Below are 13,167 nucleotides of genomic sequence, written 5' to 3'. Positions count from 1 at the left end.
GCGCTTATTCCTCGGGTTTTCTGAATACTTCATAAATAAGTTGATTTTGTGTCAACTTATTTCAGGACGGGACAGATTGATAACTAAAAAAAGCCCCGAAAATCCGGGGCTTTTTTTATGCTTGAATAATATATATCGTTGGTCTCTTGTCCAAATCCAACTCAATTTCACTCCATTCATGAACGCTTTTCGTTGAAATAAATTCCGTTGGCAATGTAATGTCGCAGGCAATGCACAACCGGGTCGGCTTTTGCAGCGTTTTTAAAAGTTCCTTTACCAGTTTGTTGTTCCGATAAGGCGTTTCCATGAAAATTTGGGATTGCCCTTTGTCTCGGGATAATCGCTCTAAGCCTTTCATCATTTTTTTGCGTTCGGCATTGTCAATGGGCAAATAACCATTAAAAGCAAAGTTCTGGCCGTTCATCCCGCTGCTCATCATGGCCATTAAAATGGAGGAGGGGCCCACTAACGGAACCACTTGGATTCTTTTTTCGTGCGCCACACGAACCACATCTGCTCCAGGATCAGCAATACCTGGGCATCCAGCTTCGGATAACACACCTATATCAAAACCATGAATGCATGGATCCAAAAATGAAGGGATTTCTTCTGGATCGGTGTATTTGTTCAATGATTGTAAATGGAGATCGGGTTGCGATTTGTTGGGGCATACCCGTTTTATGAATCGCCTGGCTGTTTTCTCATTTTCCACAATGTAGTGGTCAATTCGTTCAATGGTTCCCTTTACCGAAATAGGCAACACTTCCAAAGGTGCATTGTCTCCAAGGGCTGTGGGGATTAAATAGATTTTGCCTACGACTAAACCAGGTTTTTCCTCTTCCATGGGATTAATTTAGTTTTTTCGCAATTACCTCACAAGCGCTATCGATCATTTGGTATACATTTTCAAAGCCATCATCGCCACCATAATAAGGGTCGGGCACCTCTTGGATGCCCAATTCTATCTCGCTGAGCAATAACTTAACCTTGCTTGCATCTTCTTGATTTTTTGCAAGGCTGGCCACATCGGAAAAATTGCTTCGATCCATAACATATATATAATCAAACTCCGAAAAATCCTCTTTTGAGAATTTTCTACACTTCTGATGCTCAATGTTAAGTCCATATTTACGGGCGACTGCTATGGAACGTTCATCCGGCGGGTTGCCAACATGGTATCCCGCCGTTCCTGCAGAGTCGACAAAAACGGAATTCGAATCAATTTTGGATTGTAGAATGCCTTCGGCCAAAGGTGATCTGCAAATGTTTCCCAAGCAGACCATCAAAACTTTGGTTTTCATAAATGTTGTTGTGGAGTTTTAGGAGAACTTCTTGCTCAAATCCTCTATGTACTTTCTGAATTGCTTATCCGTTTCAGCAAGATTGTCCACTGTTTTGCACGCATGCAGTACGGTCGCGTGATCGCGCTTTCCAATTTGTGAACCAATACTTGCCAAGGATGCTTTTGTGAATTTTTTAGCAAAGAACATGGCCAATTGTCTGGCTTGAACAATATGGCGCTTTCTTGTTTTGGATTGAAGCGTGGCAACATCCATTTCGAAGTAATCAGAGACCACTTTTTGGATATAGTCGATGGATACTTCGCGCTTGGTATTTTTTACGAACTTTTCCACTACTTGTTGCGCCAATTCCAGAGTAACCTCACGTTTGTTGAAGGAAGACTGTGCAATCAATGAAATGATGGCACCTTCCAGCTCTCGGATATTGGTTTTGATGTTCTTGGCCACATGGTCGATGATGTCTTCAGGCATCTCGACCCCGTCTCGGTACAACTTGTTCTTTAAGATGGATACTCGGGTTTCGTAATCGGGATTTTGCAATTCTGCCGATAGTCCCCATTTAAAACGTGACAACAAACGCTGTTCAATGTCTTGCATATCCACAGGTGCTTTGTCCGATGTCAAAATCACCTGCTTGCCGTTTTGGTGCAAATGGTTGAATATGTGAAAGAAAACATCTTGTGTTCCAGATTTACCCGATAGGAATTGTACATCATCAATAATAAGAACATCTATCAATTGGTAAAAGTGGATAAAATCGTTTCGGGTATTCTTTTTTACCGACTCAATATATTGTTGCGTGAATTTTTCAGCAGAAATATAGAGAACGGTCTTTTCAGGATACTTATCTTTTATTTCCACCCCAATGGCATGGGCCAAGTGGGTTTTCCCCAAACCAACCCCACCAAAAACCAATAATGGGTTAAATGATGTTCCCCCGGGTTTGTTGGCTACGGCCATACCGGCCGATCTTGCCAAACGGTTGGAGTCTCCTTCCAGAAAATTGTCAAAATTGTAATTGGGATTTAACTGGGATTCAATTTTAATGTTTCGAATACCAGGTATCACAAACGGGTTTTTTAATTCGGGACTTTTAGAGGTAATCGGCACATCCAATTCCTGTGGTCCCACAGCAGTACGGTTGGAACTTGGTATTTGTTCCGTAAAAGGTTCCTTGTTGCCGTACTTGTTCTCCATTTTTATAACATAGATGAGCTTTGCGTTGCTCCCCAACTCACGCGTCAAGGCAACTTTTAAAAGCTTTACATAATGTTCTTCGAGCCATTCGTAGAAAAACTTACTGGGTACTTGAATGCTAAGCGCCTTATCGGCTAACTTTATAGGTTTGATGGGCTCAAACCATGTTTTGAATGCCTGCGGTTGGATATTATCTTGGATAAAAACCAAACAGTTGTTCCATACGGAATTAGCAGTAACACTCATAGAAGTTTTTCCTTGTTTAATGGTTAGCTTTAATATTTAAGAGCAAGCATCTAAAGGGTTATAAGATGCTCAATGGATGCGACAAATATGTGAACAAATCTTTTAAAAAAAAAATGAAATCAGCATTGAAAGTTTTGTTTTTTTTTCGCATGTTACTCTCAAAATAAGCAAGCCTTTAAATATATAATTTTTCAGTTAAAAATGGGTCTAAATTCATATTCTTTTCGGGTTCGATATGCAGAAACCGACCAAATGGGGGTTGTTTACCACGGAAACTATGCACAGTATTTTGAATTGGGTCGGGTAGAGTGGTTGAGAGCCATGGGGGTTACCTACAAGAGTATGGAGGATAATGGCATAATGCTACCCGTAATTTCCTTACACATCAACTACAAAAAGTCTGCGCTGTACGATGATTTGTTAACTGTAAAGACGCAACTCAAATCCAAACCAATGGTAAAAATTGAGTTCGATTATACCTTGATCAACGAGTCAGGCGAGTTGTTGGCCACCGCAAATACCGTTTTGGCGTTTATGGATAAAAAAACGGGTAGGCCCATAAAATGTCCTGATTATATTTTGGAAAAACTGGATGATTGAATTTTTTCAGAAGTCAGAAGTCAGAAGTCAGGTGTCGGGAGTCTTTGTTCTTATGTCTAACAATGCAGCGTTCTTTTGTCCAACAGCAAAGCGATCTTGACCCAATCAATCCATCATGATCACATCTACACCATGCATTTCGTCGAAAAGTTGAAATATTTCTTCTGATTCACTTAACCGAACCGAAATATCAAGCTCACAATCCAGCTCCATTTTTTGGGAAACAATGTCCAAATCTTTCTGTTTGATAATTCGCATCACCTTGTCCATTTCCGGGTAACCAAATTGTAACCTAAATTCCGCCTTAATGGTTTTCTTAACAATCTTGGCACTTTCCAAGGCCATCTGTGCAGCAGTTTTGTATGCCTGGATCAAACCACCAACACCAAGTTTGGTGCCACCAAAGATCCGGGTAACGGTAACCAGCACATTGGTCACGCCAAAAGATTGTATTTGTCCGTAAATGGGCATACCCGCCGAATTGTTGGGTTCGCCATCATCATTGGCCCTATAGGACGGTTTTTCGGTTCCGAGCTGCCATGCGTAGCAAACATGGTTGGCCGTATGGTATTTTTTGCGAAGCTGCTCTACAATCGGTTTTACATCATCTTCCGAAGCAATGGGATGGACCTCAGCATAGAATTTGCTTTTTCGGTCCTTGTATAAAATCTCGGGCGATGGTTTGTTAACGGTCTTGTAAACATCTTCCTTTTTCTCCATCAGAACAAAGCTACCAATATTATGCTCAAAATGGCCAAGGCAACCCCGCTCCAGTTCTTAAGGCTCAACTTTTCTTTAAAGAGTAAAATACCGAAGAGAGTGGAGCACATTACAATGGCTACATTGTTCAAAGTAAAAATAGCAGCACTGCTTAAAATATCGGAACGAAGGGCACGAATCAAAAAATAGATGGAGAAATAGTTCGGTACGCCAAGGGCAATGCCTCCCAATGTATTTTTAAAGTTGACTTTTAATGGAGTTTTGACTGCTTTGATCCCAACAAAAATGAATCCGGTCAAAGCGGCAAACCCAAAAATCATGGAAGAAAAAACAGGGATTTCTTGATCGGTCAAATGAATTTCTTCAAAATATTGGATACTGGTGTCAATAATACCAGAACCCAAAAACACCAACAGCGGAAGTATCAGGGCCTTTTTGTTTATGCTAATGCTTTCCTCTTTTATAGATGCCAAGTAAACAGCCACTAATGCCAATATAATTCCAATAATTTGCAGTATACTTAAATGCTCTCCATACAATAAAACACCCACTATCACAGGAATGGCCAACGACATTTTAGTGGCTACCGATGCTGCCGAAACCCCGGACACCTGTGCTGTTTTGGCCATCAAATTAAAAATCACAATAAAAAGCACGCCCAACAATATAGGGCCGATCAACCAAGGTTTGCCGGTAAAGTCGCTTACACCAACGGGACCATCGTACAATAAAAACCCGACTGCGCAGGCAACCACATAGTTGGTTATAATGGCGTAAAGCGTCTGTATTTTAAACACATCGAACAGTTTAAACACCACAAAAATCAAGGTAGAGCTCAGAACGCTCAAGATCAGATATATCATTTACAATTTTGATTTTAATTGGGTTATGTCCTCTTTGCCGACCTGTAAGTTCCAGACATGAATACCCGATTGCGCTGCGGCATCGGTATTTTCGGTAACATCATCCACAAAAAAAGTTTCTTCGGCCATCAACTGGTTATCCTCCAAGACAAAGTCAAAAATCTCGGAGTCTGGTTTGCGCATACCTATCTCATAACTCAAATAGAAAACGTCGAATACATTTTTGAATCGGTTGAAACGCTCCATACCCATTTGCTCCTTTACACATTCAATATGTAGGTCGTTGGTGTTGCTCAACAAAATCATTTTATATTGATTTTCCGCAGCAAGCTGTTCAATAAATTGTAATCGGTACTCTGGAAAATCCAAAAGAATGGAGTTCCAAGCTTGTATTAAATATTCCCTGCTGGCCTTTGGGAAATGTGCGGATACCTCGCCTAAAAAATCCGAAGAAGCTACAAGGCCTTTTTCATAATTTTGAAACAAAGTTTCCAAATTTGGTGTCAACTCGGTAAAGCCGTGCTGTACCATAGCTTTTGCCGTGGCAGGTTTATCCAGGTTGATGAGCACATCGCCAAAATCGAGAATAATATTTTTAATCATTGGTATAAAAGGATAAGGTGTCGGTCAATATCTTTTCTTGATGATGTAAAGTTCCCTGCAATTTTGGAGCTGGCAAACCATTTTCAAAACAAACGGAACCTTTAAAAACCCGAGCTTCGTCCCAAAGGTTTTCATCAATAAAGGTTTGAAGCATTTTTGCTCCACCCTCAACAATCACGCTGGTAATGTTGTGTTGGTGGAGCACATTACAGATTTGCATGGCCAATGGTTTTGAAAAATCAATCACAACATACACAACACCCTCAATATATTTTGATGCATCTTCAATTGTTGTCAAAACAATGGTCTGCACGGATGTGTCCAAAAGGTGATAGCTTGCATCAATCTTCAAATCCTTGTCCAAAACCACACGAATTGGGTTTTTTCCGGCCCAGTTGCGGGTAGTCAATTTAGGATTGTCTTCCAAAACGGTTCGGGTGCCGACCAAAATGGCTTGTTCTTGGCTGCGCCATTGATGCACCAATTGTTTCGAATATGGGTTGGTAATCCAAAACGGTTCGGGATTGTCACTTCGCAAAGATGCATCGGGCGCCAAAAAACCATCATCGGATTCCGCCCATTTTAGGATAATGTAAGGTCTTCTTTTCTCTTGAAAGGTCAAAAACCGTTTGTGATGTTGTCTGCATTCATCCTCAAGAACACCTATCGTGACCTTGCATCCCGCATCTTCCAATTTTTTGATGCCTTTGCCCGCCACTTTATCGTGGGGATCCTGTAACCCGATAAGTACTTCTTTGAGTTGGTGCTTGGCTATCAAATCCGCACAAGGAGGTGTTTTCCCATAATGGGAACAAGGCTCCAAGGTAACATATAATAATGATTCCTTCAGCAAACTCTTGTCCTTGACCGAGTTGATGGCATTCACTTCGGCATGGGGACCTCCGTAGGGGGCGGTAAATCCTTCACCGATAACTTTTTTATTGTGAACGATCACACAGCCCACCATTGGATTGGGAGCCGTGGTTCCCAGCCCTTTTTTGCCAAGTTCTATACAGCGAAGGATGTATTTTTGATGTATATTCACCCCGCAAAAATAGAACAATAAAAACAGAATATGGGAGATACGGTGATTCGTGAAATAACCCCCGAAGATAACGCACAGGTGGCCCAAGTAATACGAAAAGTTTTCGAGGATATGGGTGTGCCCAAAGTGGGGACTGCTTATGCCGATAAAGCTTTGGACGATATGTATTCCAATTACAATGTGCCAAAGGCGGCTTACTTTGTGGTAGAGCACAAGGGACGAATTATAGGTTGTGCCGGCGTAGCGCAATTGGACAACTATGATGGGAATGTCTGTGAGCTTCAAAAAATGTACTTTTTGGAAGAAGCCAGGGGAAAAGGGCTTGGCGCCAAAATGATTGAAGCCTGTTTGGAAAAAGCCAAGGAGTTTGGTTTCGAAGCCTGCTATCTGGAAACCATGCCCTACATGGAAGCCGCCCAAAAGTTGTACAAAAAAAACGGTTTTGAGTACATCGATGCTCCCATGGGGAATACAGGACATTATTCCTGCCCGGTTTGGATGCTTAAAAAGTTGTAATGCTCCTAAAAGAAATCAAAGATATTTTTTATAAGGAACTGGGTGACATCTATCCCAAAGAAGAAGTCAATTCTTTTTTTTATGCTTGCATTGAACATTACCTAAAACTGGAACGCTTTATTTTGGCGATTCAGCCTGGCCTAACATTGACCAAAGAAGAAGAACAACCCCTTTTTGAAGCGCTCTCGCAATTAAAGTTGGAAAAACCCCTTCAATATATTTTGGGAACGGCCCATTTTATGGATTTGGAACTATCTGTGAACGAAAATGTGCTAATCCCGCGTCCGGAGACCGAAGAGCTTGTGCAGTGGATTTTGGCCGACTGTCAGGAAAAGAAACAGTTTAAACTGGACGCTGAGCGGAGTCGAAGCGTCATTTCGACTCCGCTCAATGACCGTTCATTGCAAATTCTGGACATCGGAACAGGTAGCGGTTGCATAGCCATTGCCTTGGCAAAACATCTTCCCAATGCCAAAGTGTTTGCCTTGGATGTTTCTGAAAAAGCGCTGAAAGTGGCACAAAAAAATGCGGAATCCAACAAAGTTGATGTTACCCTTTTAAAGCATGACATCCTTGACCCTGAACTTGACCCTGGACTTGATTTCGATATCATCGTATCCAACCCACCTTATGTCAGGGAGTTGGAAAAGGAGGAAATCAAAAAAAATGTAAAGGATTTTGAACCATCCACGGCCCTTTTCGTATCCGACGAAGATCCATTGCTTTTTTACAAAGCCATTATGGACTTTTCGAAAAGGCATCTAAAGGAAAATGGAAGATTGTACTTCGAAATCAACCAATATTTGGGCAAGGAAACCGAAGCACTTTTCAAAGCCCATAATTTTTCGGAAATTGAACTGCGAAAAGACATCTTTGGCAACGATAGAATGCTAAAAGCAATTAAGAAATGAACATCCAAGATAAAATAACCTCCCTACGCAATGAGCTAAGGGAACACAATTATAAATACTACGTGCTCGATGAGCCCTCCATTTCCGATTATGAATTTGATATGAAACTCGAAGAGCTTCAAAAATTGGAAGCGGAGCACCCTGAATTTTATGATTCCACTTCGCCTACCATACGAGTAGGGGGAATGGTCACCAAAAACTTTGAAACCGTGGTGCACGAACACCGCATGTATTCCCTGGACAATTCGTATTCCAAGGAAGATCTGGAGGATTGGGAGAAACGGGTTCAGCGCATTCTTGGGGATGCAGAGGTGGAATTTACCTGCGAGTTGAAATATGATGGAGCTTCCATCAGCCTAACTTATGAGGACGGAAAATTGGTAAAAGCCGTCACTCGGGGCGATGGTTTTCAAGGTGATGATGTGACCAACAACATCAAAACCATAAAATCGGTTCCTTTGCAATTAAAAGGAGACTACCCGCCAAAACTTGATATTCGAGGAGAAATCATCCTAACCCTCGAAGGCTTCGCAAAAATGAACGCAGCGCGAGTTGAAGCCGGTGAAGACCCGTACATGAACCCTAGAAATACCGCATCCGGGAGTTTGAAGCTTCAGGATAGTTCCTTGGTGGCCCAACGTCCTTTGGAATGTCTTTTGTACAGCATTGCAGGTGAAAATCTTGGGGTAACCTCTCAGTTTGAAGTCTTGGAAAAAGCAAGGTCCTGGGGATTTAAAGTACCGACGGTGGCCAAACTTTGCAAATCCACAGCAGAAGTGATGCAGTTTGCCGATTATTGGGAAGTGAATCGTCACAATCTGCCCTACGAAACAGACGGGGTAGTGGTAAAGATAAACAGCATCCAGCACCAAGAAGAGCTTGGCTATACGGCCAAATCACCACGTTGGGCCATGGCCTACAAGTTCAAGGCGGAACAGGTCACTACAACTTTAAACAAAATCACCTATCAAGTTGGGCGTACTGGTGCCATTACGCCTGTTGCCAACTTGGAACCCGTGTTATTGGCAGGGACCACGGTAAAACGCGCTTCCTTGCACAATGCCGATCAAATTGCAAAGCTTGATGTCCGCGAAGGAGATACTGTTTTTGTGGAAAAAGGAGGTGAAATCATACCTAAAATTATTAAGGTCGATTTTACCAAACGGAATCCTGATTCCAAACCTACCGAGTATATTACCCACTGTCCCGAATGTGGCACCGAATTGATCCGTAAGGAAGGCGAGGCCCAGCACTTTTGTCCAAACGATATGGGTTGTCCCCCTCAGATAACCGGTCGCATCCAACACTTTATTTCCCGAAAGGCCATGGATATTGAAGGTTTGGGCGGCGAAACGGTGGAATTGCTCTTTAAAGAGGGTTTGATCAGCAATTATGCAGACCTCTATACCTTGACCAAGGAACAAATTTTGCCATTGGAACGTATGGCCGAAAAATCGGCCGAGAACTTAGTGAATGGCGTACAGGCATCCAAGGAAATTCCGTTTGAGCGGGTGCTTTTTGGTTTGGGTATTAGATATGTAGGTGAAACGGTTGCCAAAAAACTGGCAAAAGCCTTCAAAAATATTGATGCTTTGATGATTGCCTCTCAAGAACAATTGATTGTAGTGGATGAAATCGGTGAACGGATTGCGGAAAGTGTGGTCAGCTTTTTTTCGGAGCCTGCCAATATGGAGATTATTGATCGGTTAAAATCCTACGGATTGCAATTCTCATTGTCCGAGGAGCAATTGGAAAACCAAACGGATAAATTCAAGGGACAGACCTTTGTGGTTTCCGGTGTGTTTGAATCTATCAGCAGAAACGATTTAAAAAAGATAATCGAGGACAACGGGGGCAAGGTGTCTTCGTCCATATCTTCAAAAACAAGTTTTTTGGTGGCAGGGGACAAAATGGGGCCAAGTAAAAAAACAAAAGCGGAAAGCCTGGGGGTGCCCATCATATCAGAACAGGAATTTTTGCAAAAACTGGAAGCATGAAACCCAAAACGTTCGAAGAATTTGAATCTACATTAGAAGAAAATACACCTCCGAAGGAATGGTCTGAATCCTTAAAATCCCTTTGGTTTGATGCTAAAGGGGATTGGGAATCTTCCCATGACATTGCCCAAGATATCCATTCGTCCATGGGTAGTTGGATCCACGCCTACCTGCACCGAAAGGAAGGCGACAAGTGGAATGCAGGCTATTGGTACCGTCAAGCGGGCAAGCCGTTTCCCCAGTTTAGTTTGGAGGAAGAGTTAAAAGTTTTGGTCGAGGCCAACCTCTGATCAATTTACAGTTTGCAGTGGCAGTAAGCATTGGCTGTTTGCAGTAGGCACTAACTCAATAATTCAATAACTTCATAACTCCAAACTTGATGCTTGAGTTTGTCATTCCTGCGAAGGCAGGAGTCCATTTTTTAAAGAAAGCTGGGAACACGCCACAAAATAGATTTCTCACGCTCCCGCTGGTCGGTTCAAAATGACATAAAGTAATTCGTGGCCATGCGAGAAATTCGAGTCTGCCGTGGGTAGGAATTTACTTTGCTGCACTCGTCCCTTCTCTGGTCTCCCCAAAGGGGAGAAGAGGGATTATGGGAGGACTTCCTATCTAATGTTTTTTTAACCTATCACTTCTTGTCTGCCTTTGCCAGCAGGCGGTCGCTCGAAAAGATCTTTTTGTTTCTTACAAACATCAAACCGCAATACTTACACCATTAGCTGAAGCATTTTTGTCCGTATCGAAATAAAAATCGATTCGGCCCAGATTAATGCCGAAGCACCCCACTTGATTCACTAACACGGAATTTCCGTTTTGGTTGGTGCGTACATCGGGTTTGTCCAAAAAGGTATGTGTGTGTCCGCCAATAATCAAATCAGTATGGTAGGTTTGTTGTGCCAATCGGGTATCGCACGGTCTTTCGTAATTTTTGTAATCGTAGCCCAAGTGCGAAAGACAGACTATCAAATCGCATTGTTCTTCCTCTTTCAATTGCTTCTCCATATCAAGGGCAATTTCGTAAGGGTTCAGGTATTGGGTTTCTTTGTACAGTTTTTGGGTCACCAATCCATCCAATTCAATACCAAGTCCGTATACTCCGATTTTTACACCATCAACCATGTAGATTTTATAAGGTTTTACATAACCATCCATCACGGTATTGGAAAAGTCGTAGTTAGCGGAAATCATTTCAAAAGCGGCATGGGGCATTTGGGCCAACAATCCATCTATGCCATTGTCAAAATCGTGGTTGCCAATTGTGGATGCATCGTACTTGAGCTTGCTCATCAATTTAAATTCCAATTCGCCCCCATAAAAGTTGAAGTATGGGGTGCCCTGGAAAATATCGCCGGCATCAAAAAGCAGCGTATTGGGGTTTTCGCTGCGGATCTGTTCCACCAAAGTGGCCCTGCGCGCAATTCCTCCCAAGTTCGGAAATTTGGAGTGGGAAGCGGGGAAGGTATCAATATGGCTGTGCACATCATTGGTGTGCAAAATTGTGATGTGCTTTTTCCCTAAATTGGAACACGAACTTAAACTAAGGCCTCCCAAACCAATTAAAGTGGTGGCAGCAGTGGTGTTGGTAATAAAGTCCCTTCTTTTCATTGGTCAATCGTTAGTTTATATTGCACTTTAGTGCAAGGCTTTGGGGTTATGTACATATCATAAAGGGTATTGAGTTATTAAAGCGTATCATCCAAATAACTAAGTAACTTAATAACAGTTTGCAGTTTCATTGTTTTTCAAAGCCTATGGATTTTCAATCGATAGTAGTTTTAAATTCTGTTGCTCAGTTTAGCTTAATCCAATTGTATAAAACGATTATCTGTCACAACTTTTAAGGTGTCTACTTTTTTAAAGTAATCGATTATGGCATTTCGTAAAAGATAATCAGTTTCGGTCGCTGAAATAATTTCATCAAAAAAACCAACACTGGGGCCACCATTTACCAGATAATCGGATGTGGCCACGTAGTAATTTCGGTTTTCGTCAAAAGGCTGTCCCTGTATGTTCACGTTTTGCAGGGAACGGTTCTTGTCCGTAATAATTTGAATACCCGATATAGGGTGTCTGCGGGAAGATTTTGCCACAAAATTGATCAACTGTCGTGTAGCAGAGCCGCTTAGTTCAACTACTTCAATATAGTTTTCAAAGGGCATTACTTCATAAGCGTTGCGGGCACTTACATTGCCTTCGGAAATTATAGAACGTACCCCGCCGGCATTCAACACAACAAAATCCAATTTTTTTCCTGTTCTGGAATTGAAAATAGGGGAAGCCTGTTCGAAAACAATGTCCGCCATTAAGTTGCCCATGGATGAGGTGTGTTCTCCATCGTTCAACAATAGCGGTTTTGGAGCGTAGGCCAAAGTGCTATCCAGTACTTCGTTTATCCTATTTTTGTAGGGTTCCACAAAGCTGGCTATGGAATCGCTTTGGGCAATGGTAGAGTCGATGGGAATTTGCTTGCCTTTGATTTCCGTAAGTTTCCCCATATCATTTTTACAGGAGAGCAAAAAACAAAAAGTTATAAACGTAACAAATTGTTTGAATTTTAGATTGTTCACGTGCGTATCTTTGTTAAGTCGTCTTGGTAGATTATTTACCTTTGTAAAAATCATCAAAAATATGTTTTTGAAAGGACTCCAAGACAAATTTAAGGTTAAATCCGGGCTTAAATATTTACAGGAAGAAATGGAAAAGCCCTCGAAGTCCGTGACCAGAGAGAAGGGAATAACCAGCGTTGGCTGCATAGTGGATGTTGATAATTTCCAGAAGGCGGAGACCTTTTATGAGCTTATTGATGAGTTCGGATTAAGGCCCAACGCTATAAAAATTATTGGCTATAAGCGGGAGTATGACAAAAATTCACCTTACACCATACAAATGTTCTCTGATAAGGACTTGGGTTGGAAAGGCGAAATAGAGAACAGCTACGTTCTTGAGTTTTTGGGCAGGGAATACGATATGTTGGTCAATTATTACGAAGAGGACAATTTAATGATGAAGCTGTTGTCGGTAAAAACCCCCGCTCGGCTCAAGGTTGGATTAGGTGCCCAAGACCCCAAGCTCAACGATTTGATCTTAAACATACCCTTGAATAATTTTAAATTGTTCAAGAGTGAGTTGAAAAAGTATTTAAAGATCTTAAACGAAATTTGAACA

15 protein-coding genes are annotated in these 13,167 nt (G+C 41.8%); 6 read left to right on the top strand and 9 right to left on the bottom strand.

What is annotated here, in order from left to right; translation table 11 throughout:
- Positions 1 to 115: 115 nt before the first annotated feature.
- Genes VM932_RS15990 through dnaA form a run of 3 tightly spaced genes read right to left on the bottom strand, consistent with a single transcriptional unit; the run spans position 116 to position 2,744 of the window.
- Entirely contained in the window at positions 116 to 844 is a 729-nt protein-coding gene (locus VM932_RS15990) for an SAM-dependent methyltransferase (protein WP_326280174.1), read from the bottom strand.
- A gap of 4 nt (positions 845 to 848) precedes the next feature.
- Entirely contained in the window at positions 849 to 1,301 is a 453-nt protein-coding gene (locus tag VM932_RS15985; RefSeq protein ID WP_326280172.1) for a low molecular weight protein-tyrosine-phosphatase, read from the bottom strand.
- 18 nt (positions 1,302 to 1,319) lie between these two features.
- Positions 1,320 to 2,744, bottom strand: a complete 1,425-nt coding sequence (gene dnaA / locus VM932_RS15980) for a chromosomal replication initiator protein DnaA (protein ID WP_014031343.1) — start codon at positions 2,742 to 2,744, stop codon at positions 1,320 to 1,322.
- A gap of 201 nt (positions 2,745 to 2,945) precedes the next feature.
- Here dnaA and VM932_RS15975 point away from each other — a divergent pair, with 201 nt between their 5' ends.
- On the top strand, positions 2,946 to 3,344 hold the full coding sequence (locus tag VM932_RS15975) for an acyl-CoA thioesterase (RefSeq protein ID WP_326280170.1): 399 nt from the start codon (positions 2,946 to 2,948) through the stop codon (positions 3,342 to 3,344).
- Positions 3,345 to 3,449: 105 nt separating this feature from the next.
- On the opposite strand, the gene VM932_RS15970 is transcribed toward VM932_RS15975, so the two are convergent.
- The 4 genes from VM932_RS15970 to ribD are packed head-to-tail and all read right to left on the bottom strand — an operon-like array spanning position 3,450 to position 6,575.
- Positions 3,450 to 4,064, bottom strand: coding sequence for an IMPACT family protein (locus VM932_RS15970; RefSeq protein WP_326280168.1), 615 nt, complete (start codon positions 4,062 to 4,064; stop codon positions 3,450 to 3,452).
- On the bottom strand, positions 4,064 to 4,927 hold the full coding sequence (locus VM932_RS15965; RefSeq protein ID WP_326280166.1) for a DMT family transporter: 864 nt from the start codon (positions 4,925 to 4,927) through the stop codon (positions 4,064 to 4,066). The genes VM932_RS15970 and VM932_RS15965 overlap by 1 nt, the downstream gene beginning before the upstream one ends.
- Positions 4,928 to 5,530, bottom strand: a complete 603-nt coding sequence (locus tag VM932_RS15960) for an HAD family hydrolase (protein ID WP_326280164.1) — start codon at positions 5,528 to 5,530, stop codon at positions 4,928 to 4,930.
- On the bottom strand, positions 5,523 to 6,575 hold the full coding sequence (gene ribD / locus VM932_RS15955) for a bifunctional diaminohydroxyphosphoribosylaminopyrimidine deaminase/5-amino-6-(5-phosphoribosylamino)uracil reductase RibD (protein ID WP_326280162.1): 1,053 nt from the start codon (positions 6,573 to 6,575) through the stop codon (positions 5,523 to 5,525). The genes VM932_RS15960 and ribD overlap by 8 nt, the downstream gene beginning before the upstream one ends.
- 30 nt (positions 6,576 to 6,605) lie before the next feature.
- On the opposite strand from ribD, the gene VM932_RS15950 reads away from it, so the two are divergent.
- The 4 genes from VM932_RS15950 to VM932_RS15935 are packed head-to-tail and all read left to right on the top strand — an operon-like array spanning position 6,606 to position 10,289.
- Positions 6,606 to 7,091, top strand: coding sequence for a GNAT family N-acetyltransferase (locus VM932_RS15950; RefSeq protein ID WP_326280160.1), 486 nt, complete (start codon positions 6,606 to 6,608; stop codon positions 7,089 to 7,091).
- Positions 7,091 to 8,002 carry a peptide chain release factor N(5)-glutamine methyltransferase gene (gene prmC, locus VM932_RS15945; protein WP_326280158.1) on the top strand — a complete coding sequence of 304 codons (912 nt, stop codon included), beginning with the start codon at positions 7,091 to 7,093 and terminating at the stop codon, positions 8,000 to 8,002. Before VM932_RS15950 ends, prmC begins: the two co-directional genes overlap by 1 nt.
- Positions 7,999 to 9,999 carry an NAD-dependent DNA ligase LigA gene (gene ligA / locus VM932_RS15940; protein WP_326280156.1) on the top strand — a complete coding sequence of 667 codons (2,001 nt, stop codon included), beginning with the start codon at positions 7,999 to 8,001 and terminating at the stop codon, positions 9,997 to 9,999. Before prmC ends, ligA begins: the two co-directional genes overlap by 4 nt.
- Complete coding sequence (locus VM932_RS15935; RefSeq protein ID WP_326280154.1) at positions 9,996 to 10,289, top strand: hypothetical protein; 294 nt, start codon at positions 9,996 to 9,998, stop codon at positions 10,287 to 10,289. The genes ligA and VM932_RS15935 overlap by 4 nt, the downstream gene beginning before the upstream one ends.
- Before the next feature lie 406 nt (positions 10,290 to 10,695).
- On the opposite strand, the gene VM932_RS15930 is transcribed toward VM932_RS15935, so the two are convergent.
- Both VM932_RS15930 and VM932_RS15925 read right to left on the bottom strand, forming a co-directional pair.
- Positions 10,696 to 11,607, bottom strand: a complete 912-nt coding sequence (locus VM932_RS15930) for a metallophosphatase (protein ID WP_326280153.1) — start codon at positions 11,605 to 11,607, stop codon at positions 10,696 to 10,698.
- A 194-nt stretch (positions 11,608 to 11,801) separates the two neighbouring features.
- Positions 11,802 to 12,623 carry a 5'-nucleotidase gene (locus VM932_RS15925; protein ID WP_326280151.1) on the bottom strand — a complete coding sequence of 274 codons (822 nt, stop codon included), beginning with the start codon at positions 12,621 to 12,623 and terminating at the stop codon, positions 11,802 to 11,804.
- A gap of 7 nt (positions 12,624 to 12,630) precedes the next feature.
- Between VM932_RS15925 and VM932_RS15920 the strand changes: the two genes are divergently transcribed.
- Positions 12,631 to 13,164, top strand: a complete 534-nt coding sequence (locus VM932_RS15920) for a DUF6913 domain-containing protein (RefSeq protein WP_326280149.1) — start codon at positions 12,631 to 12,633, stop codon at positions 13,162 to 13,164.
- Positions 13,165 to 13,167: the final 3 nt, after the last annotated feature.

The sequence above is a fragment of the Flagellimonas halotolerans genome (genome assembly GCF_035818535.1).
GTDB classification, from domain to species: Bacteria; Bacteroidota; Bacteroidia; order Flavobacteriales; family Flavobacteriaceae; genus Flagellimonas; species Flagellimonas halotolerans.
This window is presented reverse-complemented; position numbering and strand designations above follow the sequence as displayed.